The following is a 26050-nucleotide window of genomic DNA, read 5'->3' as shown; positions in this document are numbered from 1 at the left end:
CGACGGGGAGGGGTGGCAGGAGTGACGACCCGGGCAGTGCACCGACCCGCGCGGACGGTCCACCCCCACACCGAGCGGGAGCCCCGACAGGTCGAGGCCCCTCCCACTCTTCCGGAGGCGGGCGGCACGGGCAACCAGATCATGACGATCCTCCCCATGGTCGGCATGATGGGCTCGCTCACGATCATGACGGTGATGCGCAACCCCGCGTTCATGGCGTTCGGTGCGGTGCTGCTGGTCGTGGCCGTCCTCGGGGGCGGGGCGCTGCTGCTCTCGCGCCGCGGGCAGGTCACCCGCCAGCGCAAGAACCAGCGTGAGCGCTACCTGGAGTTCCTGGAGGGGCTGCGGGAGGAGCTGTCGGCGCAGGAGCGGGAGGACCGGGCGCGGGCCCGGGTGCTGGACCCGCCGCCGGAGGCGCTGTACGACGTGGTCCGCGATCCGGCGCGGCTGTGGGAGCGGCGCCGTACGCACGCCGACTTCCTGCGGGTCCGCGTCGGCACCGGCCTGATGCCCGGGCATCCCCTGGACCTGGGCGAGCAGGGCACCGCGCTCAACCCGACGGACCCCTTCATGTCGTCGGAGGCGCGGGCGCTGGTCGAGCGCTTCCGGACGGCCCCGGACATGCCGCTCACCCTGCCGCTCGACCTGGCGGGCGATGTCAGCGTGATCGGCACCCGCGCGGACACGCTGCGGCTGGTGCGCGCCCTGCTCGCGCAGCTGATCGCCTTCCACGCGCCCGAGGACGTCGCGATCGGGGCGGCCTACGGCGGCGCGTCGGCGGACTGGGACTGGATCAAGTGGCTGCCGCACGTGCTCGATCCGCACCGCCGCGACGGCGGCGTCCCCGCCCGGCTGATCGCCTCGTCCCCGCTGCGGCTGGCGGCGCTGCTGGCCGACGACCTGCGCGAGCGCACCGACTTCGCCGCGGAGGTGCGCCGCGGGCTGGGCAGGCGCGACTCGTTCCGGCTGCTGCGCCGCTTGGTGGTGTTCCACGACACCCACGGCGAGGTGGCGTCGGAGCTGGTCCGCCCGGACGAGACGGTGCCGCCCGCCGACCTGGCCGTGACCGTCGTGCACCTGCTGTCCGACCGGACGCACGAGCCCGGCGATGTGAGCGTCCGGATCACGGTCGACGGCGACCGGATCCGCGTGGACGACCTGCGGGGCGCCGGACCGGCCTCCCGTGGTGGGACGAACGCCTACACCCCCCAGAACAAACCGGTGACGATGGCCGGTGCGCTCGACGAGGTGCCGCCGGGGATGCTGGAGGGACTCGTCCGGATGGTCGCCCCGATGCGGCTCTCGCGGGAGTCGGCCGAGGAGGGCGCGGCGCAGGGCGGCGAGGTCGACTTCGCCTCGCTGCTGGGCGTGCGGGACCCCGGCGACCTCGACGTCCCGCGGCTGTGGGCGCCGCGCGGCGAGCGCGCCTTCCTGCGCGTGCCGGTCGGGATCGACGACGCGGGACGGCCGGTGATCCTCGACCTGAAGGAGGCGGCCAGCCTCGGCATGGGGCCGCACGGCCTGTGCGTGGGCGCGACCGGGTCCGGCAAGAGCGAGCTGCTGCGGACGCTGGTGCTCGCGCTGGCGGGCTCGCACGGGCCCGAGCAGGCGAGCATGGTGCTGATCGACTACAAGGGCGGCGCCACCTTCGCGCCGTTCGCCGACCTCCCCCACGTCGCGGGCGTCATCACCAACCTGGAGGACGACGCCGGGCTGATCGAGCGGGTGTACGCCAGCCTGTCCGGCGAGGTGCAGCGGCGGCAGCAGGTGCTGCGCGACGCGGGCAACATCGCGAGCATCGGCGACTACAACCACCGGCGGCGGCAGCGCCCGGACCTGCCGCCGCTGCCGCACCTGCTGGTCATCATCGACGAGTTCGGGGAGCTGCTCACCGCGCGCCCGGACTTCATCGAGCTGTTCCTGTCGATCGGCCGGATCGGGCGCAGCATCGGCGTCCACCTGCTGCTGTCCAGCCAGCGCATCGAGAGCGGCAAGCTGCGCGGCCTGGAGACCTATCTGTCGTACCGGATCGGGCTGCGGACGTTCTCGGAGGAGGAGAGCCGCACGGTCCTGGACACCCCGGACGCCTTCCACCTCCCGGCGCTGCCCGGCTTCGGCTACCTGAAGGTCGACACCAGCATCTACCGGCGTTTCAAAGGCAGCTGGGTGTCGGGGCCCTACCGGGGCGCGGTGGCGGCGGCCGACGAGGCGTCCGGCCGTCCGCCGGTGCTGCCCTACACCGCCTACAATCTCGGCGGCGGGGCCGGTCCGGGGGCCGGCGGCGGTGAGGCGGACCTGCCGGAGCGCACCATCGGGCCGACGCTGCTCGACGTGATGGTCGGGCAGCTCGCCCGGCAGGGCGGCCGGGTCCAGACCATCTGGCTGCCGCCGCTGCCGGCGCTGACCACGCTGGACGCCGTCACCGGCCCCGTGCGGATCACCGAGCGGGGCATGCGGCTGCCCTCCCGGAACGGGCCGCTGCGCGTGCCGGTCGGGGTCCTGGACGACGCGCGCCGCCAGTGGCAGGGCGTGTGGGACCTCGACCTGACGGCGGCGGGCGGCCATGTCGCGATCATCGGCGGGCCGCAGACCGGCAAGACCACCCTGCTGCGCACGTTCGTGATGTCGCTGGCGCTGACCCACACGCCGGACGAGGTCGCGGTGTACGGCCTCGACCTGGTCGGCGGCGGCCTCCAGGTGCTGTCCGGGCTGCCCAACGTGGGCGGCATGGCCGGGCGTGCCGACCTGGAGCGGATCCGCCGCACCGTCGAGGAGGTCCACGGGATGCTGGAGCACCGCATGGAGGTGTTCCGCCGGCACGGGATCGACGGCGTCCAGCGGCTGCGGCGGATGCACGCCGCGGGCCAGGTGCCCGAGCTGCCGTGCGCGGACGTCGTCCTGGTCGTCGACGGCTTCGGCGCGATCCGCGAGGACTTCGAGGCGATCGACGGGATGGTCTCGGACCTGCTGCAGCGCGGCGGCGGCTACGGCATCCACCTGGTCGCGGGGATGCTGCGGTGGAACGACGTGCGGATCGCCGCGCAGTCGACGTTCGGGCAGCGGGTCGAGCTGCGGCTGAACGACCCGTCGGACTCGACGGTCAGCCGCAAGCTCGCCGAGACGATCGGCGCCGACGTGCCGGGCCGCGCCCTCACCGACGCGGGGCTCTTCGGCCACGTGGCCGTGCCCGCGCTCGGCGGCGTCCCCGACCCGGCCGGGCTGGGCGCGGCCGTCGAGTCGGCGGTCGGCGCGATCCGCAACGCCTGGACGGGCGAGGGCACCCCGCAGGTGCGCGTGCTGCCGCACCGGCTCCCGGCCGCCGACCTGCCCGGCCCGGACCGCGAGCCCCGGCTGGTCCCGATCGGGGTGGAGGAGCGCGCCTTCGAGCCGCTGCTGCTCGACCTGTTCGACGCCGACCAGAACCTGATCGTCCTCGGCGACGGCGGCTGCGGGAAGTCCAACCTGCTGCGCCTGGTCGCCCGCCAGCTGATCGCGCGGTTCACTCCCGAGGAGGTCGTGTTCGCCGTGATGGACCCGCGGCGGTCGCTGCGCGAGGTGGTGCCCGAGCCGTACCTGGGCGGCTACGCCACCACGCCCAGGGTCTGCGCCGGGCTCGCGGGCGGCGTCGCCAAGGAGCTGGAGGAGCGGATGCCGGACGACCCGTCGGCGGCCCCCAGCGGGACGGCGTCGCACTCCCCCCGGGTCGTCGTGCTGGCCGACGACTACGACCTGCTGACCACCGCGGGGCGGCAGCCGCTCGCCCCGTTCGTGCCGTTCGTCCCGAGCGGCCGCGACATCGGCCTGCACGTCGTCGTGGCCCGCCGCGTCGCCGGGGCCGGGCGCGGGCTGTACGACCCGCTGTTGCAGGCGATGCGGGAGACCGGGAGCGGTGCCCTGGTGATGTCCGGGGACCGGTCGGAGGGACAGTTGTTCCCGCGCCTGTACGCCGAGTCGCTGCCGCCGGGCCGGGCACAGTGGGTCCGGCGCGGTGAGGGCGCCCGGCTCGTCCAGACGGCGCTGCTCGGTGAGGAGCCCGTCCCGTCCGTTCCGTCCGGTGAGGAGCATCGGTGACCTACGACATGGTCGTGTTGACGCAGCGGGCCCCGGACGTGCGGGCGATCGTCGACAGCATGGTGGCCGCGGGCGAGACCCTGCGCGTGCGGGGCGGCGGGGACGGCGCGGTCATCCGGCTCTGCGACGACGACGGCCGGCCGCTGGTGAGCATCGAGTCGGCCCAGCGCGTCGACGTCGAGGGCGAGGCCGGGCGCCTGCTCGGCGAGAGGGTGGACGCGGGGCTGACCGTCCCGTACTGGTGGGTGGAGGTCCGGGCGTCGGGCGGGGACGCGCAGGCGCCGGTCCTCGCGCACCGGTTCGCCGACGCGTTGGTCGGCCGCCTCGGCGGGGCGGTCTGGCCACCCGGCGGGCCGGAGACGGCGGCGGAGGGGGAGGCGCGTTGAGCACGCACCCGGCGGTCGACATCGCCACCGCGAAGAGCGCCGTCGTCATCCAGGACCGGCCGCTCGTACCGCTGTCCTCCTGGCTGACCGACGCGATGGCGCACTGCGCGGACACCGGCCAGGCGTTCCAGATCCTCACGCCGCACGACGCCCGGATCACCCTGCCGCTCCGGCTGGCGATGGGCGGCCCGCGGACGCGGTGGGTCGTCCAGGAGCCGGACGACGGCTACTTCGACGGCTTCACCGGGTTCCCGCTGACCTGGGACGGCGCCGAGTTCGTCCCCGCGGACGCGGCGAAGGCGGGGCCGTCCGGGACGTTCCTGCGGGAGGAGCCGGGCGAGCGCGGCCACCACCTGCTCGTCGGCCTCCGGGTCGTCCACGACGCCGCGCCGGGGCTGGAGCTCGGGGCGGTGGCCGAGGACCTGGCGCACGCCCTCGCCGGGACCGCGCCGCGCGCCTGGGGCACGGCCGAGCCCGCGCTGTCCCGGTGGTCGCCGTCCGAGCTGACCGATCTGTGCAGACGCCGCTCCCCCCGGTCGACCTCGCTGGTCTTCATGGGCCCGCACGGCCCCGCGGCGGCGGCACCGCCCTTCGGGGGCACCCTGCGGGTCACGCGGGTGACCTCGGGGGTGAAGGAGGCGGTCACGTTCGCCATCGCCCTTCCCGCCGGGGCGGAGCCGCCGCTGGAGGAGCTGGAGGAACTCGCGGGAAGGTACGCGCGGACGGGGATCCTGCGGACCCTCAACGTCCAGTGGACGCCCGCGCTCCCCGACCTCACCTACCCGAGCCGGGCGATCGGCGTGCCCGTCCCCCTCGCCCTCGGCGTCGGCCCTGAGGGCGCCGCGGAGATCGGGACCGGGCGCGCGTCCGTCCCCGGCGCCGACGCGAAGGAGATCGGCGACCCCGCCGCGCCCGGCCTGTGGTTCGTGCTGGCCGACGGCGACGGCACGGGCGCCTGGTCACGGTTCCGCGACCTCATGGACCACCTCGCCGGGCCGGGCGGAGCGGCCGCGCGGCGGGGCTGAGCCCGCACGCGGAGCGGACCGTAAGAATCCCGTAAAAGGGTCGGGGCACGGTAGGTCCCATCGAGCCGAAGGCACGAAAGACCCTGGAGCAGACCATGCGAAAGATCATCAATTCGACGTACGTCTCCCTCGACGGCGTCATCGAGAACCCGCAGAACTGGACGTCGGCCTACTTCGACGAGGAGGCCGCCGCCTACGCCCGGGACCTGCTGTTCTCCAGCGGCGCACTGCTGATGGGCCGCCGCACCTACGACGGCTTCGCCGAGGCGTGGCCGTCGATGGAGGAGGCGACCGGCGACTTCGGCGTCCGGATGAACAACCTCCCTCATTACGTCGTCTCCGACACGCTCACCAAGCCCACCTGGAACAACACCACGATCATCAAGCGCGCCGACACCGTCGCCGAGGTCGGCCGGCTCCGGGAGGAGGACGGCCAGGACGTCCTCCAGTACGGCTTCGGCCCGGTGTCCCGCGTCCTCGCCGAGAACGGGCTGCTGGACGAGCTGCGCCTGTGGATCCACCCGGTCATCGTCGGCGCCGGCGACCCGTCCGAGCTCCTCACCCACAAGGACTTCTCCGCGTCCTTCGAGCTCGCGGGCACCACGGCCTTCGCGTCCGGCGTCCTCGTCGCCACCTACACCCCGGCCAAGAAGTAGGCGCCCTCCCGGCCGCGCGGACGCGGCCGGGCAGGCGGTCACAACTGGGTGAGGATGTGGTGGAGGATCGCCGGGGTGCGGGCGGGGGCCTGCGCCTGGACGCCCAGGCGGTTCATCACGTCGCGGTAGCGGACGACCTCGGCGGGGCGGTCGGGGTAGAACGCCCCGGCGAGCTGCTCGATGTAGACGACGTCGGGCAGCTCGGGCTCGGCGAAGCGCAGGATCGTCACCGGGCCGCCCTCCCCGGCGTGGCCTCCGGCGGCGAACGGCAGCACCTGGACGGTGATGTTCGGCTCGGCGGCCAGCTCCGCCAGGTGCCGCAGCTGCGCCCGCATCGTCGCGGCACCGCCGACGGCGCGGCGGAGCGCCGCCTCGTCGAGGACCGCCCAGAACTTCACCGGGTTCTCCCGGGCGAGGACGCGGGCGCGCAGCATCCTCAGCTCGACGCGGCGCTCGACCTCGTCGGCGGCCGCGTCGGCGTGCCGGGCGCGGATGAGCGCGCGGGCGTAGTCCTCGGTCTGCAACAGGTCGGGGATCGCCTGGACCTCGTACGCGCGGACGAGCTCGGCGCCCTGTTCGAGCCCGAGGTAGGGCTCGAACCAGGTCGGGACCACGTCCCCGTAGCGCTGCCACCACGCGGGGGTGTTGGCGTGCTCGACCAGTTGCAGGAGGGGCTCGCGGCGGGCGGCGTCGGTCACGCCGTACAGGGTCAGCAGGTCGGCGACGTCGCGCTCCTTGAACCCGACCCGGCCCAGCTCCATCCGGCTGATCTTGGAATGGGAGCCGCGGATCTCATACCCCGCGGCCTCGGTGGAGATGCCGGCCGACTCGCGCAGCCTCCTGAGCTGCGCGCCGACGAGCATCCGCAGGACCGTCGGCCCCGGCAGCCCACGGCCCTGCGCCGCGAGCGGGCCGGGCGGGCCGGGCGGTCCAGGCGCTGCGGACATGCCGAATCCGGGCGGCGGGTCTCCCACGGGGACGCCTCCTTGGGCGCGAGAATTCCTGCCTTCGAGGCAAAGTTACTCGGATAAGCGGGGCGCCCCCAAGGGGAGAGGATCATGACCCTCGTCTCCTTCCCTCTGACCTGGCACGATGCGGTCGCGAGAAAATGCCGGAGCAAAGTTCGTCCACGATGTCGATCCGGCCGCCCGCTCTTCGACGCGTTCGGTGAAGGGCCCGGGAGACCCCGGGACGCGAACAGGAGGCAGCACGATGCGTTTCATGATGATGACGACGGACAGCGGCGAGCAGGCCGGCCCGCCGGACGAGAACCTCCAGGCCGAGATGGGCGCGTTCATCGCCGAGATGTCCCGGTCGGGCGTGCTGCTCGCGACCGGCGGGCTGGAGCCGCACGGCACGCGCATCACCTCGTTTGGCGGGAAGGTGACCGTCACCGACGGCCCGTTCACCGAGGCCAAGGAGTCCGTGGTCGGCTTCGCGCTGGTCGAGGTGCGCACCCGGGAGGAGGCGATCGAGCTGTCCCGCCGTTTCTGGCGGATCGTCGGCGACGGTGAGGGCGTCATCAAGCAGGTCTTCGGCCCGGACGACCCGTTCCCCGAGGGGTGATCCTCCGGTGAGCTTGCGCGGCGGGCGGCACGGGTGCTGTCATCGGCGGCGTGACGGCTTCCGGGGTGCGGGCGGGCATCGACGCGGTGTGGCGGATGGAGTCCGCGCGGATCATCGCCGGGCTCGCCCGCATGGTCCGCGACGTCGGCCTCGCCGAGGAACTGGCGCAGGACGCGCTGGTCGCCGCGCTCGAGCAGTGGCCCGAGTCAGGCGTCCCGGACAACCCGGGCGCCTGGCTCATGGCCGTCGGCAAACGCCGCGCCATCGACCGGATCCGCCGGGAGCGGCGGCTGGAGAGCAAGCTCGCCGAGATCGGGCACGGGCTGGAGGCCGGGGAGCTGCCGCCGGAGTTCGAAACCGTCCTCGATGAGGAGCGCATCGAGGACGACGTGCTCCGGCTGGTGTTCACCGCCTGCCATCCGGTGCTGTCCACGCAGGCGAGGGTGGCGCTCACGCTGCGGATGCTGGGCGGGCTGGCCACCGACGAGATCGCGCGGGCGTTCCTCGTCCCGGAGCCGACGGTCGCGCAGCGGATCGTCCGGGCCAAGCGGACGCTGACGGAGGCGGGCGTGCCGTTCGAGGTCCCCGAGGGCCCCGACCGGGCGGCCCGGCTGTCCTCCGTGCTGGAGGTCGTCTACCTGATCTTCAACGAGGGGTACACGGCGACCGCGGGCGAGAACTGGGTCCGCGCGGAGCTGTGCCAGGAGGCGCTGCGGCTCGGCCGGATCCTCGCCGGGCTCGCCCCGGACGAGCCCGAGGTGCACGGGCTCACCGCGCTGATGGAGATCCAGGCGTCCCGGACGCGGGCGCGGACGGGGCCGTCCGGCGAGCCCGTCCCGTTGCGCGAGCAGGACCGCGCGCTGTGGGACCGGCTCCTCATCCGCCGCGGCTTCGCCGCCCTGCTGCGGGCGAAGGAGATCGGCGGGCCGCCGGGCCCGTACGTCCTGCAGGCCGCCATCGCCGCCTGCCACGCGCAGGCCCTCACCGCCGAGGACACCGACTGGCGACAGATCGCGTCGCTGTACGGGATCCTCGCGCGGGTCGCGCCGTCCCCGGTCGTCGAGCTGAACCGCGCCGTCGCAGTCGGCATGGCGGACGGCCCGGCGGCGGGCCTGGCGCTCGCCGACGCCCTGGCGGACGAGCCGTCCCTACGTGGCTACCACCTGCTGCCGAGCGTGCGAGGCGACCTGCTCGCCCGGCTCGGACGCCCCGAAGAGGCCCGAGCCGAGTTCGAACGCGCCGCCGGACTCACCCGCAACGCGCCCGAACAACGAATCCTGCTAGCCCGGGCGGCCTCCCTCCGCACCCCCTGACAACAACCCGCCACCCGCCCACGCGCGGGAACGGGTCGTGCGGACGCGCTGAGGCGGCCTTGCACGGACACGGCCGCGGCCCTACATGGACACACTGAAGCGACCCCGCCCGGACACGCTGAAGCGACCCCCACACGAACACGGCCGCGTCCCTGCACGGACGCACTGAGGCATCCCTGCACGGAGACGCTGAAGCGGCCCTGCACAGACACAGTGAGATGGCCTTGCACGCACACGGCCGCGTCTCACATTTGGGCGTCCCCATATGAGCCGGTGGCAGCCGGTGGTGGGACGGGGACGGGCTCGGGCGGGTGTGGTGGCGGTTGGAAGGCGGCCGTCGGGTGGGGGTGGGTGACGGGTGGCCCTCCGAACGCGCCTTGATCTCCGGCGCCGGGGCCGGGTGGGGGCGGCGCCTGGTAGGGATGAGGGCCGGGGCACGGCGCGGGCCGTGCGGGAGGGAGGGACGCGTCGTGATCGCTCGTCCGGACGTCGAGGCCGCCGCGGAACGGATCGCGGGACGGGTCCGCAGGACGCCGCTTCTGGCCGTCGACGCCATTCCCGCCGCAGGGGAGGCCGTGTCCGCCGAACGGATGTGGCTGAAGCTCGAACACACCCAGCACACGGGCTCGTTCAAGACACGCGGCGCGTTCAGCCACATCCTCGCCGCTCAGGCCGCCGGGCGGCTCCCCCGCGTCGGCGTCGTGGCGGCCTCGGGCGGCAACGCGGGCCTGGCCTTCGCCTACGCCGCGGCCCGGGCGGGTGTGCCCGCCGAGGTGTTCGTCCCGGAGACCGCGCCCGCGGTGAAGGTCGCGGGACTGCGGGCGCTCGGCGCGGCGGTCGTCCAGGTCGGCACCCGCTACGCCGACGCGCACGAGGCCGCCACCAAGCACGCCGCCGACACGGGCGCGCTGTTCTGCCACCCTTACGACCAGCCGGACGTCTGCTCCGGCCAGGGCACGCTGGGGCTGGAGATCCTGGAGCAGACGGGCGGCGAGGTCGACACCGTCCTGCTGGCGGTCGGCGGCGGCGGCCTCATGGCGGGCGTCGCCGCGGCGCTGGAGGGGCACGCGCGCGTGGTCGGCGCCGAGCCCGCGAACGCGCCGACGCTGGAACGCGCCCTGCGCGCCGGGCGCCCCGTGGACGTGGAGGTCTCCGGGGTCGCCGCCGACTCGCTCGGAGCGTCGCGGCTCGGGGACATCGCCTACGACGTGGCCGCCCGCACGGACGTCCTGCCGGTGCTCGTCACCGACGAGGCGATCGTCGAGGCCCGCCGGTTCCTGTGGAGCGGGTACCGGCTGGCCGTCGAGCACGGGACGGCCGCGGCCGTCGCCGCCCTCCGCGCGGGCGCGTACCGTCCCGCCCCCGGCGAGCGCGTGACCGTCGTGCTGTGCGGTGCGAACACCGACCCCTCGAATCTGGTCACATGACCTCCTGAGCAGGTCGTGCAGGGCGCGGGCCTCGCGGACGACATTGGACGAGCCCGGGCGGGCCGCCAGCTCCTCGATCTCGGGAATGCGGCCGCGGGCGCCCGACCAGCGGGCCGTGCGGGTGCCGAGGCCGATCAGCCGGTCGTGGGCGTGCAGGGGACGGCGGCCGGGGCCCGGGTGCAGGACGGGTAGGGCGGCGGCTGTCACGTCCCACACCCGGGCGTAGGCGCCCGCGTCGGCGGCGCGTTCCAGTGCCTCGACGACGCGGACGAGCCGGATTCGCCCTTTCAGGGCGAGGTGGCCGATGCGGCGGCCGAGCGCGGTGGCGGGCAGGTCCCCGCGGGCGGCCAAGGTCATCAGGGCGCGGTCGGCGTCCCCGGCCCGCCGCTCGGCCAGCGCCCGCGCCAGGCACTGCGCGACGACCTCGGGGTGGGACGGGTCGTCCCAGAGGCCCAGCAGGCGGTCGGTGTCGGTGTGCTCGCCGGCCCATCGGGAGTTGAACTCGCGGCGGGTCAGCCAGGCGGCGACCGCCGAGGCGCCACTCAGGGTGCCCGCGCCGACGGCGCGGGACGCCGCGGCGTGGTCGTCGATGCCCTCCCAGGGCTCGCGGCGCGAGCGGACCAGCGTGACGTGGCAGGGGAGCTCTCTGGCGACCGCGCGCCGTTCCGCGGCGCCGGGGGCGCGGACGGCGCGGGCCAAGCCGTGGGCGTCGCGGGCGTCGATGAGGCCCGCGATCTCGGCCCAGGCCGCGCCGGAAGCGTCGGCGTCCGCGATGGCCTCGGACGCCTCGGCGGGTGCGTGCACGGCTGGGCTCGACATGCCGGGCACGCTAGAGGACGCCTCTGACAGTCGGCGTCGCCGCAGGTCAGGGCACTAGCTCAGGACGCGAGCTCAGGGCGCCGCCGGCTCAAGGCACCGGCTCAGGGGGCCGTCCGCGCGAACTGCAGCGGCATCGCGCGGAAGACGGGCCCGGGCTCGGAGGACGGCACCGCCGCCTGCGCGCCGCAGAGCGCCTGGGTGGCGTGGGCGCCGAGGGCGCTGTCGATCGGGTCGGGCACCGGGGCGCCGTCGGCGTCGAGCCGCTGGTACTTCGTGAGGTTGACGCTGAAGGAGACCTGCCGCCGGCCGTCCGCGCTCGTCAGCGACTGGGTGCCCGCGCCGAAGACGATGCCGTTGTGCCCCCAGTACGTGCCGCACGGCGCGGTCAGGGAGTAGATGCCGAGGCCGTATTTCATGGTCACGTTGCCGTCGGTGTCCTTGACGGGCACGGTCTGCTGCATCTGCGCCAAGGAGAGCGGGCTGATGAGCCCGCCGGTGAACAGCGCCCGGTAGAAGGTGTTGAGGTCGTCCACGGTGGACACCAGCGAACCCGCGGTCCAGGCCCAGCTCATGTTGAACGTGCTGTAGTCGCGCGGCGGGTCCAGGTGCCGGTAGAGCGACTCGTACATCCGCGGGTGCGGCCCTTGGATTCCGGGGCCGGACGGGAAGTACGTGTGCTTCAGACCGGCCTTGCCGATCACGTTCCGGGTGATGTACGTCTCCGCCTTGGTGCCGGTCACCTTCTCCAGGAGCAACCCGGCGGCGATGTAGTTGGTGTTGGAGTACGCCCAGTGCTCGCCGGGGTCGCCGGTGGGCGGCGCTTGCAGCCCCCAGTCGATGAGCTGTCTCGCGCTGACCGTGCGGAGGCGCTCGGTGTCCAGGCTCTTGGACGACCATTCGGTGATGGACGGGAACGCGTAGACGAGATAGTCGCCGATGCCGCTGGTGTGGTTCAGCAGCATCCGGACGGTGACCTGCTGTCCGCGCTGCCCGGGGAACACGTCCGGCAGGTAGGTGCCGATCGGCGTGTCCAGCTGGACGGTGCCCTTCTCCACCTGCTGGAGGATCGCGGTGGCGACGAACGTCTTGGTGATGCTTCCCACGCGTGTCTGCATGCCGTCGGTGACGGGGCGCCCGGTCCGCGCGTCGGCGGTGCCGGACGCGCCGTTCCACCGCTTCTCGCCGTCCCGGACGGCGGAGAAGATCCCGTACATGCCGGCGTCGTGGACGGCGTCGAGCGTGGCCCGGAGCTTGGCGGGCTCGATGCCGGGCGCGGTGCCGCCGGGGGCGTCCGGGGCGATGAAGGCGGGCCCGGGGGCGGGTGCGGGGAGCATGGCCGCTGCCGACCCCTGGACAAGTCCCAGCGCGAGCACCGCAGCGACCCCCATCGCCGTCCCTCGCGTCGCGCGCCGTCCCGGACGCCCCGCCGGGCGTCCCCCCGTACCGGTGGCCGCGGGCCGTATGGCCCGTACGAACCGCCTCGCCGTCATCCTCGTCTCTCTCCAGTTCGCGTTACGTCGACAGAAGTCTTCTCGGAGACCCCCCACAGTGTCATCCCACCCGGGGAGGAAATCGATGTGATTCCGAAGACGGCGTGCTTGCCGGAGGCAGGGCAGGCGGTCGGCGCCGCCGGCCCGGAGAGGGTCAGCCGAGCAGGTCGGCGAGGGTTTCGCGGCGTGACGGGTGGCGCAGCTTGTGCATCCCCTTGGACTCGATCTGCCGAATTCGCTCGCGGGTCACGCCGTAGACCTTGCCGACCTCCTCAAGGGTCTTCGGCTCGCCGCCGGCGAGCCCGAAGCGCATCGAGATGACGCCCGCCTCGCGTTCGGTGAGCGTCTCCAGGACGGCGTCGAGCCGGCCCCGCAGCATCGAGGACGCGACGACGTCGGCGGGGTCGCCGCCGTCGGGGTCCTCGATGACGTCGCCGAGCTCGCCGTCGCCGTCCTCGCCGAGCGGGGTGTGCAGCGACAGCGGCTCGCGGGCCTGCCGGCGCAGCCACTCCACCTTCTCGGTGGTGACGTCCAGCTCGGTGGCCAGCTCCGCCGAGGTCGGCTCGCGGCCGAGGTCCTGCGCCAGCGTCCGGCGCAGCCGGGTCATCCGGTTGAGCACCTCGACGACGTGCACGGGGATGCGGATCGTGCGGCTCTGGTCGGCGAGCGCGCGGCTGATGGCCTGCTTGATCCACCAGACGGCGTAGGTGGAGAACTTCAGGCCGCGCCGGTACTCGAACTTCTCGACCGCGCGGATCAGCCCGAGGTTGCCCTCCTGGACGAGGTCGTTGAGCGGCAGCCCGTGGCCCATGTAGCGCTTGGCGAGCGAGACGACGAGCCGCAGGTTGGCCTCGACCATGTGCTCCTTGGCCCGGACACCGTCGGCGACGATCCACGCCAGGTCCTCGCGGTCCTCCCGGGACAGGCCGGGTCGCGTCTCCAGCCGCTCGCGGGCGAACAGTCCGGCCTCGATGCGCTTGGCCAGCTCGACCTCTTTGTCGGCGGTCAGCAGCGCGGTGCGCCCGATGCGGGACAGGTAGTCCTTCATCGGGTCGGTGAGATCGCGGGTCGCGGCCGCCGCGCGGGGAGAGGGCACGCGGGGGGACGCGCTGGGGGCGTGGCTGGCGTTCAGGGCGGTGTCCTTTGCTCGTCCGGCCGGGAGGGAACGGGTCACCTCGTTCGGGTACCCGCGACCCCCGCGACATAAACTTAGAACCGACCCATTAATATGTCAGTAATAAACTTAGGTCGGAGTATGCGATGATGACGGCATGGGACTCCGTGAGCTGAAGAAGCAGCAGACCAGGCAGAACATCGCGCACCAGGCGACGCGCCTGTTCCTGCGGCACGGCTTCGACCAGGTCACGATCGCCGACGTCGCGGCGGCGGCCCAGGTGGCGAAGATGACCGTCACCAACTACTTCCCGCGCAAGGAGGACCTGGCCCTCGACCTGCACGAGGTGTTCGTCGGGCTGCTCGCCCGGACGGTCGCCGAGCGGGCCCCGGGCGAGTCGGCGCTCGCCGCGCTGCGGCGGGGCTTCCTGGCCGGGGTGGCACGGCACGACGCCGTCATCGGCTTCTCAGAACCGGACTTCGCCCGGATGGTCACCGCGAGCCCGGCGCTGGTCGCGCGCCTCCGCGAGTTCCATGAGGAGCGCGAGGACGCGCTGGCCGCCGTCCTCGCCGAGGAGACCGGCGCCGGGCCCGGCGACCTGCTGCCCCGGCTGGTCGCGGCGCAGTTCGGGGGCGTCCACCGCGTCCTGTTCCACGAGACGCTGCGCCGCACGCTGGACGGCCAGGACCACGACGGCATCGCGGTCGCGCTGGCCGAGTCCGGGCGGGAGGCGTTCGACCTCCTCGAACCCGCCTTCGCGGACTACGCCGTCCGCCCGCCGTCCTGATCCGTGCCGTGTCCTGATCCGTGCAGTGTCCTGATCTGTGCTGTGTCCTGATCTGTGCTGTGTCCTGATCCGGCCGTCCGCGCGGCGCGCCGTGGGGCGCCGCGAGGGGCGCCGCGCGGCACGGCCGGGCCACGAGGTCCGGATCAGGAGATGACGAGCAGCAGGTCGCCCGCCTGGACGGCCGTCACCCCCGGGACGGCGAGCCGGGCGACGGTGCCGGCGCCCGGCGCGGTGATGGCGGCCTCCATCTTCATCGCCTCGATGGTGGCGACCACGTCCCCGGCCGCGACCTCGTCGCCCTTCGCCACGCGCAGGGTCACCGACCCGTCGAACGGCGCGGCGACGTGGCCGGGCTCGGCGGGGTCGGCGCGCTCGACGGGCGGCGCGTCCGACACGACGGACCTGTCGCGGACCGAGAGGGTCCGCAGCTGGCCGTTCACGGTGCAGATGACCTGGCGGACGCCCGCCTCGTCGATCCCGCCCACGGCCTCCAGGCAGGCCAGGACGCGCACGCCCGGCTCCAGGTCGAACGCGACCTCCTGCCCGGTGCGCAGCCCGTACAGGAACGCGCTCGTGGGGAGGACCGACAGGTCGCCGTAGGCCGCGCGGGACTCGCGGTACTCCTTGGCCGGTCCTGGGAAGAGAAGCCGGTCGAGTGTCTCCCTTACCTCGGGGCCTGCGAGCGCCTTCTCTTCTGCTCCGTCGAGTTCGGCGCGCGCGGGCGTGTACTGGCGTCCGGCCAGGGCCTTGCTACGGAAGGGCTCCGGCCAGCCTCCCGGCGGGTCGCCCAGTTCGCCGTTCAGGAACCCGATGACGCTGTCGGGGATGTCGTAGCGCTCCGGGTTCTCGGCGAAGTCGCCGGGGTCGGCCCCGGCGGCGACCAGGTGCAGGGCCAGGTCGCCGACGACCTTGCTGGACGGCGTGACCTTCACGAGCCTGCCGAGGATCCGGTCGGCCGCCGCGTAGAGCCGCTCGATCTCCTCGAAGCGGTCGCCGAGGCCGAGCGCGACCGCCTGCTGCCGCAGGTTGGACAGCTGGCCGCCGGGGATCTCGTGCTGGTAGACGCGTCCGGTGGGCGACGGCAGGCCCATCTCGAACGGCGCGTACACCTTCCGCACGGCCTCCCAGTACGGTTCCATCACCGTGAGCGCGTCCAGGTCGATCCCGGTGGCGCGGCCGGTGGAGTCGGTGGCGGCGACGATCGCCTGGAGCGGCGGCTGGCTGGTGGTGCCCGACAGGGGCGCGGCGGCCCCGTCCACGGCGTCCACACCGGCCTCGATGGCGGCGATGTACGTTCCGAGCTGCCCGCCCGCGGTGTCGTGCGTGTGCAGGTGGACGGGAAGGTCGAACCGTTCACGCAGGGCCGTCACCAGTGTGCGCGCGGCGGGCGCGCGGAGCAGCCCGGCCATGTCCTTGATGCACAGGATGTGGACGCCCGACTCGACGAGTTCTTCTGCGAGGCGCAGGTAGTAGTCGAGCGTGTAGAGCCGCTCCTCAGGGGACGACAGGTCGCCGGTGTAGCAGAGCGTCCCTTCGACCAGCGCGTGTGTCTGGAGGACGGCGTCGATGGCCGGACGCATCCGCTCGACGTCGTTCAGGGCGTCGAACACACGGAAGATGTCCACGCCCGTACTGGCCGCCTCCTTGACGAACGCGCGGGCGACCGAGTCGGGGTAGGGCGTGTAGCCGACGGTGTTGCGACCACGCAAGAGCATCTGGATGCACAGGTTCGGGGCGGCTTCGCGGATCGCCGCCAAGCGGTCCCACGGCGACTCGCCGAGGAAGCGGAGCGCGACGTCATACGTGGCTCCGCCCCACGCCTCGATGGACAGAAGCTGTGGTGTCATCCGGGCGAGGTATGGCGCGGCCGAGCGCAGGTCGTAGGTGCGTACTCGTGTGGCAAGAAGCGACTGGTGCGCGTCCCGGAACGTGGTGTCGGTGACGGCCAAGGCGTCCTGGGCGCGCAGTTGTTCCGCGAACGCGCGCGCGCCGAGGGCCAGGAGCCGGTCACGTGAACCTTCGGGAAACGGCCCCTCCGACGTCAGCGGCGGCAGCTTCGTCGCCGGGTCCAGTTCGGTGGGCGCGTCCCCGTGCGGCTTGTTCACGGTCACGTCCGCCAGGTAGCGGACGAGCCGCGTCGCGCGGTCGCCGCTCGACCGTGCCGTGAGAAGCTCCGGATGGTCGGCGATGTAGGATGTGGTGACCCCGCCGGCGCGGAAGTCGGGCTCGTCCAGCAGCGCCCGCAGGAACGGGATGTTGCTCGCGACGCCCCGGATGCGGAACTCGGCGACGGCCCTGCGCGCGCGCCGCACGGCGTCCTCGAACGTCCGCCCGCGGCAGGTCAGCTTCACCAGCAGCGAGTCGAAGTGCGGCGTCACCACGGCGCCCGCGTGCGTCGTGCCGGTGTCGAGGCGGACCCCGGCGCCGCCCGGCGACCGGTACGCGGAGATCTTCCCGGTGTCGGGACGGAACCCGTTCGCCGGGTCCTCGGTGGTGATGCGGCACTGCACCGCGAAGCCCGCGACCGTGACGTCGTCCTGCGCGATCCCGAGGTCGGCCAGGGTCTCCCCGCCCGCGATGCGCAGCTGGCCCTGCACGAGGTCGACCCCGGTGACCTCCTCGGTCACGGTGTGCTCGACCTGGATGCGGGGGTTCATCTCGATGAAGACGTGCTCGCCCCGCTCGTCCACGAGGAACTCGACGGTGCCCGCGTTGACGTAGCCGATCTCGCGGGCGAACCTCACCGCGTCCGCGCACAGCCGCCCGGCGACCGCCGCGTCCAGGTTCGGCGCGGGCGCGATCTCGACGACCTTCTGGTGGCGCCGCTGCACCGAGCAGTCGCGTTCGCGCAGGTGGACGGTGTGCCCGGCACCGTCCGCGAGCACCTGGACCTCGATGTGGCGCGGCCGGTCCACCGCCTGCTCCAGGAACACGGTCGCGTCGCCGAACGCGCTCTCGGCCTCGCGGCGGGCCGTGGCGACGGCGGCCTCCAGGTCCTCGCGGAGGTCGACGCGGCGCAGTCCCCGGCCGCCGCCGCCCGCCGCCGCCTTCACGAACAGCGGGAAGCCCACCTCGTCGGCGGCCGCCAGCTCCCGGCCCGGCTCGGGTGTCACCGACCGGAGCACCGGCAGGCCCGCCCGCCGCGCGGCGGCGACCGCCTCGATCTTGTTGCCCGCCAGGCTGAGCACCTCCGACGGCGGTCCGACGAACGTCAGCCCGTGGCGCTCGCACGCCTCCGCCAGCTCGGGGCTCTCCGACAGGAACCCGTACCCGGGGTAGACGGCGTCGGCGCCGACCCGCAGCGCCGTCCGGACGATCCCCTCCACGTCCAGGTAGGCGCGGACGGGATGTCCGTGCTCCCCGATCTCGTACGCCTCGTCCGCCTTCTGCCGGTGCAGGGACAGCCGGTCCTCATGGGCGTAGACGGCGACGCTGGCGATGCCGAGTTCGTAGGCGGCGCGGAACGCCCGCACGGCGATCTCACCCCGGTTCGCGACGAGCAACTTTGTGATCACGTGCTTCTCCCAGGACGGGGCGGGCGGCCGAATCTCCGGATACCTACCCAGTGGAACGGCGGAGAAGGGTGGCCGGACGGCCCCTGACCGGTGAACAAAGTGATAGATGACACCACTTGGGAAAAACGCCCGAACGTTCCGCCGGGGCACGCGGGCCTGAACAGGCCGGGACCGGACGCGCGCAGCGATGCCCTCCTCCGCAAGCGCGGCACCCGCGTCATACGGACGCTCTAGTCTGTTCGCGCCGGATTGGTGTGCTTAGAGGGGAAAGCAGTGCGGCTGCCGGAGAAGCTGGAACTGCTCGTCAGCGACGAGCCGGTCCTCGACCTGTACTCCTTCGGCCCGTGGCGGGTCCCCGACGGCCTGTACGACGACATCCGCGCGCGCATCGACAAGCTCGTGGCCGACCCGCGCTGCTTGGGGCTGACCACCGACCAGCACTCACTGCTCACCGCGCCCGCGCCGCTGGTCGTCGCCGAGCTGATGCTGGACGTCGACTTCCTGTGCGGAGCGGCGGCCGTGAACTCGGGCACGCACTCCCGGCTCCAATACCAGTTGTTCGGCCGCTTCCACCGCGAGCCCCGTGAGCCCTTGCGGACGGTCAACGATTGGGGTGTCACCAAGGGCGGCTTCCGTCCGCTGGAGTGGCTGGAAGAGGCACCGGACCAGGACCTCGCGCTCACCCTGGCGCGTGAGGCGCTCGAAGTCCTGGAAGGGCTGGAGCCCATCGACCAGCGGCGCCGGGCACTGATGCGCCTCTACGAGAACCCTCCTCCCGGGCTGGACCTCAAGTCGCCCTTGCCCGAGCAACGCGACCTGTGGGCCGCGCATGCGGACGACGACATCGTCGCCATCCTGCCGGAGCTGGCCGGGCCGATCGGCTACCTGGAGTGGGTGTGCTCGGGGCTGCTGGCCGTCCACGAGCACCTTCTGGAGGTCGCACCCCACGACGAGTCGGCGGACGAGATGCTCGTCCACCTGCTGCTCCAGGGCGGGCTGGAGCAGGTGCCCGCGGAGCTGTCCGCAACCGTCACCGAAGACCGTTACGGGGAGCTCCTCGAACGGTTCGCCGCCCAGCGCGCCGGGTTCAAGCCCCACCCCTGGTACACCGGCACCCGCGCGTGGCTGGGCCGGGCCCTCGGCGCGGGCGCGGTCGAGGCGTGCCGCGCCTGGCTGGACATGGCGATGCGCTTCACCGGCGCCGTCCAGGGCTTCCCGGACGAGGCGCAGATCCCCGAACCCGAATGGATCCCGGTCGGCGAGTTCGAGGAGGACGTCCGGCGCCTGTTCACCCCACGCCGCCGGATGGTCAACCCGCTCGCCGCAGGCGTGGGCAAGACCGCCTCCACACGCGCGCGCCGCGCCCGCAAGGCCGAGGTCGGCTCCGGACTGGTCGGCCAACCGGACGTGGTCGCAGCGCTGGAGGAGGTCGCGTCCGGGTCGGGTCCCGTCCGTCTGATGCTGGTCGGCCCCGACGGCACCGGCAAGCGCGACGCCGCGCAGGAGATCGCCCGGCTGCTGCGCGAACGGCAGATCACCGAGCCGCCGCTGTGGCTGGCGGGCGACTTCTTCGCCGCCAAGGAGGTCTCCGCCGCGACCACCCACCTCTACAACGACGCCCGCGACTCCGCCGGGCACCGGCTGATGGTCATCGACGGCCTGGACGACATGTCCCGGGACGTGCGCAGCGGCGAGGCCATCGTGGAGGAGCTGCACCGCGCCCTGGACGTCCACGACGACCTGCACGTCGTCGTGCTGTGCGAGCCGGGCGGGGACGAGCGGATCCGCGAGGTCAACCCCGGGCTGGCGCTACGGCTCCAGGTCGTCCCCACGCATCCGTTCACCGCCGAGGGATACGCGGAGCTGTTCAACCGGGCCTTGCAGCAACGCGGGGCGCGCGCGCACAAGCGGGCCCTGACCGCCGCAGGGGAACTGCTCGTCTGCACCCCGCCCGTCCGGAACCTGCGCAACGCGCGTCTTGCGCAGCGCCTCGCCGACGTGGTGGTCGAGGCCGTCCGCGAACGCACCGGGCCGGGCGAGGAGCTCGTCGTGAAGCGTCCGGACGTGCCCGCCGCGTTCGACGTCTCCGGCACCCCCGGCGACCCCCTCGCCGAACTGCTCGCGCTGACGGGCCTCGGCACCGTCAAGCAGGAGATCGAGCTGCTCACCGCGGGCGTGAAGGCGGCCAAGCTGCGCCGCGAGGCCGGGCTGCCCACCCCCGCCCCGCCCGCCCGGCACATGGTGTTCACCGGCAACCCCGGCACCGGCAAGACCGTCGTCGCGCGGCTGCTCGCCCGCATCTTCAAGGACCTCGGCGTGCTGACGTCCGGGCACCTGGTGGAGGCGTCCCGGTCCCGCCTGGTCGGCCAGTACGTCGGCGAGACCGCCGTCAAGACCCGCGCGGTCGCGCGGCAGGCCGTCGGCGGCGTGCTGTTCATCGACGAGGCGTACGCGCTGACGCAGAGCGGCATGTCCGAGGACTACGGCCCCGAGGCCGTCGCCGAGCTCCTGAAGGTCATGGAGGACAACCGCGACGACCTCGTCGTCATCGTCGCGGGGTACGAGCGCGAGATGCAGCGGTTCATCTCCTCCGACCCCGGCCTGGCCTCCCGCTTCCCCAGCACGATCCGGTTCCCCGACTTCACCGACGACGAGCTGATCGAGATCTTCACCGGCCAGGCGCTCGCCGCGGGCCTGGAACCGGCCCCCGCCACCCACGCGAAGGTCGCCGGGCTGCTCCGCAAGGCGCCCCGCGGCCGCTCCTTCGGCAACGCCCGCGTCATGCGCAACCTGTCCGAGCGCGCGACCGCGCTCCAGGCCCGCCGGGTCACCGCCAAGAAGCGCGCCACCCCGCGCGACCTCGTCGCCCTCCTGCCCGACGACATCCCCGACAGCCTCAGCGGAACGTCCCGCGTCCTGCCCGCGACCGACCCGCTCACCGAGCTGGACGCCCTCGTCGGCCTGCGCGACGTCAAAAGGGAGGTGCACCTCCTGGTCGCCGAGGCCCGCGGCGCCGAGCTGCGCCGCGGCGCCGGGCAGCAGGTCGCGACCCCGACCCGGCACATGGTGTTCACCGGCAACCCCGGCACGGCCAAGACCACCGTCGCCCGGCTCGTCGCGTCCGTCTACGGGCGCCTCGGGCTGCTCTCGTCGGGCCACCTCGTCGAGGTGGCCCGCGCCGACCTCGTCGGCCCCTACCTCGGCCAGACCGCCCCGCGCGTGCGCGCGGCGGTCGAGCAGGCCCTCGGCGGCGTCCTGTTCATCGACGAGGCGTACGCGCTGGCCGGCGACGCCTACGGGCAGGAGGCCGTCGCCACCCTCGTCCAGCTGATGGAGGAGTACCGGGGCGACCTGGTGGTCATCGCCGCCGGGTACGAACGCGAGATGACGGCCTTCCTGACCGGCAACTCCGGCCTGGAGTCCCGCTTCCCCAAGCGGCTGCGGTTCCCCGACTACTCCGACGCCGAGCTCGTCGCCATCTTCGAGCGCCTCGCCGCCGCCGAGGGCCTCGCCCTCGCGCCCGACGTCCCCGCCCGGCTGCGCGACCTGCTCGGCGGCGTCCCGCGCGGCCCGTCGTTCGGCAACGGCCGCCTGATGCGCAACCTCCTGGACGCCGCCATCGCCGTCCAGGGCCAGCGTCTCACCTCCGGCGACCGTCCCGACGACGACGAGATCATCACCCTGCGCGCCGCCGACCTACGCCCCGCCACCCCGCCCTCCCCCACCGCCGTCGGCCTTTACCTCTGACTCCGGCGGCGAGACCACCCGACGCACAGGGCCAGCAGGTCCCTCATTCACACCGATCCGAGCAGAGCCGTCTAGGTAGCTACGCGACCTAGAAAGCCACGCCAGCCTAAAAAAAGAGAACGATCATTCGGAATACGAGAACGATCTTTGCGGTTGCAACTAGTGTGCGAGACCCGCTGAACCGGGCGGCACACCCCGCTCGTACGGATGCCCATCCACGACCCGCGGAGGCGACATGCAGAGCAGCATCCTCAGGCCCCGGACCGGTACCGGGCGCGCGCTCGTGAAGTCCACGTCGCTGCGCGCCCTCGCGGTCGCCGCACGGCTGGAACGGGAACACGCCTTGGAGGTCCCGCCGGGCCATGACGAGGGCCGGGCGGACGACCGTCCCGCGCGACGGTCCCCCGACCCGGCCTGAACCCATCTGACAGACGAGGCCCCCGTGCACCCCACGGGGGCCTCTTTATTTCGCGCCCAGTTCGAACACTCTGTGGACAGCGGCGCGCGCGCGTTCCGCGCCAAGGGCCTCGACCATCGCGGTGAGGTGTTCGCCACCGAGAGGGGCGAGCAGCGCATGTGCCACGGCCTCGGAGTCCGGGACGGTCCGATCGAGCAGGACGGCCAAGTGCCGGTGCCAGAAGCGGTAGGCGCCGATGCGATAGCGGGCGCCCGGCGAGGCCGTCTCCGACATCCGCACCAGGGACAGGTGGTCCAGGACGTAGTCCAGGTAGGCGTCGGCGAAGGCGTGCAGGCGCTCGGACGGCGGGACGGCCTCGTCCGTCCCGCCGGGACCGAGCGGGGACGGGCCGGACAAGATCGCGTCCTGCAACTCGCGTTCGCGATCGTCCAGCAGAGCGGCCGCCAGGCCGGCCTTGTCGCCGAAGCGGCGGAAGAGGGTCCCCTTGCCCACCCCGGCGGCCGCGGCGACCGCGTCCATCGACACGGACTCGACCCCCTGCTCGGCGAACAGCCGCGCGGCGGCGGCGAGCACCTTCGCGCGGTTGCGGGCGGCGTCCGCGCGCTCCCGGGGCGGCGGCGTCCGCATCAGTTCGAGGTCCCGGACCCCCTTGCCAACCGGACCGTGGTCCATTAATGTCCTCCCCATCGCTTCAAACGGACTATAGTCCACTTACCTCGGGAGGGGCAATGACCGCCACCATCGACCGCGTCGGCCTGCACAACGCCATCAAGGACGGCTCGGTGACCGTCGTCGACGCGCTGCCCGCGTCCTACTACGCCCAGCAGCACCTTCCCGGCGCCCTCAACCTCGTGGAGGACGAGGTCGCCGACCGTGCGGCGGCCCTGCTGCCGGACAAGGACGCGGCGATCGTCACCTACTGCTCCAACACCGCGTGCGCCAACAGCAAGGCCGTCGCGCTGCGTCTGGAGAAGCTCGGCTACACCAACGTCCGCACCTACCGCGAGGGCATCCAGGACTGGACGGAGGCGGGCCTCCCCACGGAGACCGGCTGACCGGCCCGATCCGGGGGTGTGGGGGGCGTCCCCCCACGAGGGATCAAACCAGCGGCGGCCGCCTCCCCGAGGCGGCCGCCGCATTGTTTATCTGGAAGCGCGTAGCCCCCTGGCCCCGGATTCCCGGATGACCGGGAACCCGGGGCCCCAGCAGGTGGGAACGCGGGAGAAGCTAGTTTCGGGAGGCGATGAGGTGGTCGAAGTCGCCGTCCTTGGCACCGAGGATGAGCGCTTCGATCTCGGGGCGGGTGTAGATGAGGGCGGGGCCTTCGGGGTGGCGGGAGTTGCGCATCGCGACCTGCCCGCCGGGCAGTTCGGCGAGCTCGACGCAGTTCCCCTGGGAGTTGCTTCGCCGGGACTTCAGCCATTGCGCGCCGAGGAGCTTGGTGGCGGGCATGCCGTTGTCGTAGTCGTTCGTACCGGCCGTGATGTGGCCGTGTTGGGTCTGGAGCATCATGTCTCTCTGAGAAGATCACCAAGAAGCTCGACGGTGCGCTCCGGGGTCGCACTGTCGACGCAGAGGCGTTCCATCGCCTGCAGATACGTGTCGACATCGTCGCGCTTGTCCAGGTACATCGCGCCGGTGAGGTTCTCGACGTAAACCACGTCCGGCAGATCCTGCTCGGGAAAACGCAGGATCGTGAAGGCGCCACCCTCGGCGGCGTGCCCGCCGAACCTGAACGGCATGATCTGGATGGTGACGTTGGGCAGCTTGGACATCTCGATGAGATGCTCGAACTGGCCCCGCATCACTTCCGGTCCGCCGATGGGGCGCCGGAGCGCCCCCTCGTCCAGTACCGCCCACAGGCGCGGTGCGTCCGGGCCTGTGAGCCTCTCCTGGCGTTGCAGGCGCAGCTCGACGCGCTGGTCTATCTCGTGTTCGGCGGCTCCGGCGTTGCCCAGGCGGATGACCGCACGCGCATACCCCTCCGACTGCAGCAGTCCCGGGACGAACTGCAGTTCATATGTGCGGATCAACGCCGCCGACTCCTCCAGGCCCACGTAGGTCTGGAACCAGTTGGGCAGAACGTCGTTGTACCGGTGCCACCAACCGGGGGTGTTGGCCTCCCGCGCCAGCTGTAGCAGCGACTCGCGTTCGGTCTTGTCGCCGACGCCGTACAGCGTGAGCAGGTCGTCCACGTCTCGTTCTTTGAAGCTGACGCGCCCGAGCTCCAGGCGGCTGATCTTCGACTCCGACGCACGGATGACGTAGCCGGCGTCCTGACGGGTCACGCCCTTCTCTTCGCGCAAACGGCGAAGCTGTGACCCGAGCAGGATCCGGCGGACCGTCGACCCGCTTCCCGGCGTCTCTGGAGTCACGCCCAACCTCCCGGCTTCATGGCGGACAGCGAACCTAGTGTGCCACTGGCCTCAGTGTCCTGCGGTTACCTCCGATCACCCGTGCGCATCCGCGTCGTCCCCACACCCTCACAACCCGGATGCACGTGCATTGGGCCTTGCATTCGCACGCTACGATGCGCAGGATAACGCACGAGACTTCCGAGCCACGGTTGCACAACGAGATCACTCTGCGGGGTCCGGGGAATGACGTCACGGCACGCGCACGACGACACACGGTGGGAGCTCGGCCCCGTCGCGGGGCCGGTGAGCCCACAGGCCCCTGCCGCGCAGTCGACCGCCGTGCCCGAGTCGCACGATCTGCCGCCGCTTCTGGCCAGCGGCCTGAGGGCGCTGACGGCGATGGAGTTCCCCGCCGTCTCCTTCACGGTCACGCCGGATCCGGAGTCGGTCACCGACGCGCGGCACTTCGCCCTGTCATGCCTCACCGATTGGGGTGTGCCGGTGCTGGCCGACGACGTCGGGCTGGTGGTCTCGGAACTCGTCACCAACGCGTTGCGGCACAGCGGCAGGGCGACCGGCGGGCGGCCCGGCGGCGACGTGCACTGCGAGGGCGTGTACGACGACCCGGCCGACCCGCTGGGCTCGGCGCCCTCGGCGATCAGGCTGCGGCTCGTCCACCGCGCGCCGTGGTTGCTCTGCGGGATCCTGGATTCCAGCCGGGCGGCGCCGCGCCGCAGGGAACCCGACTACATCGCGGAGACCGGGCGGGGCCTGCACCTCGTCGAGTCGTTCAGCGTGCGCTGGGGCTGGCGGACGCTGCCCCAAGGCAAGATCGTCTGGGCGCTGTTCCGTTCTCCGTGACGTCCAGTGGCCGCGCGGGGGTAATCATCAGTCCCCCGGGGTATAGGGCCTTTCCCCCGGTGAGCGGCAGGAAGGGAGCAACGGTGGACTTCGCCGTCGAACACCGCACCGAGAAGGGCGTCACCGTCGTCAAGATCAGCGGCGAGATCGACGTCTTCACGAGCCCCCGGCTGCGCGAGGCGCTGCTCGACATCATCGAGAACGGCGGCCTCCACCTGGTGGTGGACCTCGGCGAGGTGACGTTCCTGGACTCCACCGGCCTCGGCGTCCTGGTCGGCATCTACCACCGCCTGCGCGCGCGTGAGGGGACCATGTCCTTCGTGGGGGTGAACGACCGCGTCCGCCGGGTCTTCCACGTCACCCAGCTCACCAAGATCTTCGTCCTGCACCACTCTCTGGAGGACGCGATCGCGGCGCACGAATCCACTGCGTCCTGAGGCTCCGCTCCCACCCCTCGCACGTGCACCAACCCGGTACGGTGAGACAGAGATCAAGCCC

At 72.8% G+C, this 26050-nt stretch carries 20 protein-coding genes and 1 pseudogene; 14 read left to right on the top strand and 7 right to left on the bottom strand.

The features are described 5' to 3' along the window. The first annotated feature begins 21 nt into the window (after nucleotides 1-21). The 4 genes from eccCa to AGRA3207_RS27465 all read left to right on the top strand — a co-directional run bounded on the left by eccCa (nucleotide 22) and on the right by AGRA3207_RS27465 (nucleotide 6138). Nucleotides 22-4071, top strand: a complete 4050-nt coding sequence (gene eccCa, locus AGRA3207_RS27480) for a type VII secretion protein EccCa (protein ID WP_231329891.1) — start codon at nucleotides 22-24, stop codon at nucleotides 4069-4071. Beyond that, entirely contained in the window at nucleotides 4068-4457 is a 390-nt protein-coding gene (locus tag AGRA3207_RS27475) for a hypothetical protein (protein WP_231329890.1), read from the top strand. The genes eccCa and AGRA3207_RS27475 overlap by 4 nt, the downstream gene beginning before the upstream one ends. Beyond that, nucleotides 4454-5482 (top strand): DUF6177 family protein, encoded by a 1029-nt coding sequence (locus AGRA3207_RS27470; protein ID WP_231329889.1) that lies wholly within the window; start codon nucleotides 4454-4456, stop codon nucleotides 5480-5482. The genes AGRA3207_RS27475 and AGRA3207_RS27470 overlap by 4 nt, the downstream gene beginning before the upstream one ends. A 95-nt stretch (nucleotides 5483-5577) precedes the next feature. Next, entirely contained in the window at nucleotides 5578-6138 is a 561-nt protein-coding gene (locus AGRA3207_RS27465; RefSeq protein WP_231329888.1) for a dihydrofolate reductase family protein, read from the top strand. 38 nt (nucleotides 6139-6176) lie between these two features. Here the strand turns inward: AGRA3207_RS27465 and AGRA3207_RS27460 are convergent, their stop codons facing one another. Then, the gene (locus AGRA3207_RS27460) at nucleotides 6177-7112 is read right to left on the bottom strand and encodes a helix-turn-helix domain-containing protein (RefSeq protein WP_420830789.1); all 936 of its coding nucleotides are present in this window, start codon (nucleotides 7110-7112) and stop codon (nucleotides 6177-6179) included. Between the two features lie 247 nt (nucleotides 7113-7359). Here AGRA3207_RS27460 and AGRA3207_RS27455 point away from each other — a divergent pair, with 247 nt between their 5' ends. The 4 genes from AGRA3207_RS27455 to AGRA3207_RS27440 all read left to right on the top strand — a co-directional run bounded on the left by AGRA3207_RS27455 (nucleotide 7360) and on the right by AGRA3207_RS27440 (nucleotide 11290). After that, nucleotides 7360-7704, top strand: a complete 345-nt coding sequence (locus tag AGRA3207_RS27455; RefSeq protein ID WP_231329887.1) for a YciI family protein — start codon at nucleotides 7360-7362, stop codon at nucleotides 7702-7704. Between the two features lie 95 nt (nucleotides 7705-7799). Further along, entirely contained in the window at nucleotides 7800-9017 is a 1218-nt protein-coding gene (locus tag AGRA3207_RS27450; RefSeq protein WP_231336406.1) for an RNA polymerase sigma factor, read from the top strand. Nucleotides 9018-9487: 470 nt separating this feature from the next. Then, complete coding sequence (locus AGRA3207_RS27445; RefSeq protein ID WP_231329886.1) at nucleotides 9488-10444, top strand: threonine/serine dehydratase; 957 nt, start codon at nucleotides 9488-9490, stop codon at nucleotides 10442-10444. A gap of 297 nt (nucleotides 10445-10741) precedes the next feature. Continuing rightward, a complete protein-coding gene (locus AGRA3207_RS27440) occupies nucleotides 10742-11290 on the top strand; it encodes a hypothetical protein (protein WP_231329885.1) in 549 nt (182 codons plus the stop codon). 74 nt (nucleotides 11291-11364) lie between these two features. On the opposite strand, the gene AGRA3207_RS27435 is transcribed toward AGRA3207_RS27440, so the two are convergent. Together AGRA3207_RS27435 and AGRA3207_RS27430 are read right to left on the bottom strand one after the other, a co-directional pair. Further along, nucleotides 11365-12651 (bottom strand): serine hydrolase domain-containing protein, encoded by a 1287-nt coding sequence (locus AGRA3207_RS27435; RefSeq protein ID WP_231329884.1) that lies wholly within the window; start codon nucleotides 12649-12651, stop codon nucleotides 11365-11367. A gap of 256 nt (nucleotides 12652-12907) precedes the next feature. After that, a pseudogene (locus tag AGRA3207_RS27430) lies at nucleotides 12908-13834 on the bottom strand (RNA polymerase sigma factor); the annotation flags it as partial. Between the two features lie 190 nt (nucleotides 13835-14024). Between AGRA3207_RS27430 and AGRA3207_RS27425 the strand changes: the two are divergent. Continuing rightward, the gene (locus AGRA3207_RS27425) at nucleotides 14025-14654 is read left to right on the top strand and encodes a TetR/AcrR family transcriptional regulator (protein ID WP_231329883.1); all 630 of its coding nucleotides are present in this window, start codon (nucleotides 14025-14027) and stop codon (nucleotides 14652-14654) included. 143 nt (nucleotides 14655-14797) lie between these two features. Here the strand turns inward: AGRA3207_RS27425 and AGRA3207_RS27420 are convergent, their stop codons facing one another. Then, nucleotides 14798-18169: a pyruvate carboxylase gene (locus AGRA3207_RS27420; protein ID WP_231329882.1), complete on the bottom strand. Its 3372-nt coding sequence runs from the start codon at nucleotides 18167-18169 to the stop codon at nucleotides 14798-14800. 273 nt (nucleotides 18170-18442) lie between these two features. On the opposite strand from AGRA3207_RS27420, the gene AGRA3207_RS27415 reads away from it, so the two are divergent. Beyond that, the gene (locus AGRA3207_RS27415; RefSeq protein WP_231329881.1) at nucleotides 18443-21916 is read left to right on the top strand and encodes an AAA family ATPase; all 3474 of its coding nucleotides are present in this window, start codon (nucleotides 18443-18445) and stop codon (nucleotides 21914-21916) included. 235 nt (nucleotides 21917-22151) lie between these two features. Then, nucleotides 22152-22334, top strand: a complete 183-nt coding sequence (locus AGRA3207_RS27410) for a hypothetical protein (RefSeq protein ID WP_231329880.1) — start codon at nucleotides 22152-22154, stop codon at nucleotides 22332-22334. A gap of 45 nt (nucleotides 22335-22379) precedes the next feature. Here AGRA3207_RS27410 and AGRA3207_RS27405 read toward each other — a convergent pair whose 3' ends face one another. Continuing rightward, a complete protein-coding gene (locus AGRA3207_RS27405; protein ID WP_231329879.1) occupies nucleotides 22380-23006 on the bottom strand; it encodes a TetR/AcrR family transcriptional regulator in 627 nt (208 codons plus the stop codon). Nucleotides 23007-23062: 56 nt separating this feature from the next. Between AGRA3207_RS27405 and AGRA3207_RS27400 the strand changes: the two genes are divergently transcribed. Continuing rightward, a complete protein-coding gene (locus tag AGRA3207_RS27400) occupies nucleotides 23063-23389 on the top strand; it encodes a rhodanese-like domain-containing protein (RefSeq protein ID WP_231329878.1) in 327 nt (108 codons plus the stop codon). A 172-nt stretch (nucleotides 23390-23561) separates the two neighbouring features. Here AGRA3207_RS27400 and AGRA3207_RS27395 read toward each other — a convergent pair whose 3' ends face one another. Further along, complete coding sequence (locus tag AGRA3207_RS27395) at nucleotides 23562-23843, bottom strand: DUF397 domain-containing protein (RefSeq protein WP_420830786.1); 282 nt, start codon at nucleotides 23841-23843, stop codon at nucleotides 23562-23564. Further along, the gene (locus AGRA3207_RS27390; protein ID WP_420830785.1) at nucleotides 23843-24640 is read right to left on the bottom strand and encodes a helix-turn-helix domain-containing protein; all 798 of its coding nucleotides are present in this window, start codon (nucleotides 24638-24640) and stop codon (nucleotides 23843-23845) included. Before AGRA3207_RS27390 ends, AGRA3207_RS27395 begins: the two co-directional genes overlap by 1 nt. A 294-nt stretch (nucleotides 24641-24934) precedes the next feature. Between AGRA3207_RS27390 and AGRA3207_RS27385 the strand changes: the two genes are divergently transcribed. Together AGRA3207_RS27385 and AGRA3207_RS27380 are read left to right on the top strand one after the other, a co-directional pair. Next, on the top strand, nucleotides 24935-25552 hold the full coding sequence (locus AGRA3207_RS27385; protein ID WP_231329875.1) for an ATP-binding protein: 618 nt from the start codon (nucleotides 24935-24937) through the stop codon (nucleotides 25550-25552). A gap of 83 nt (nucleotides 25553-25635) precedes the next feature. Next, nucleotides 25636-25989 carry an STAS domain-containing protein gene (locus AGRA3207_RS27380; RefSeq protein WP_231329874.1) on the top strand — a complete coding sequence of 118 codons (354 nt, stop codon included), beginning with the start codon at nucleotides 25636-25638 and terminating at the stop codon, nucleotides 25987-25989. Nucleotides 25990-26050 lie beyond the last annotated feature (61 nt).

Origin of the sequence: Actinomadura graeca (assembly GCF_019175365.1) — a bacterium.
Taxonomy (GTDB): Bacteria; Actinomycetota; Actinomycetes; order Streptosporangiales; family Streptosporangiaceae; genus Spirillospora; species Spirillospora graeca.
This window is presented reverse-complemented; position numbering and strand designations above follow the sequence as displayed.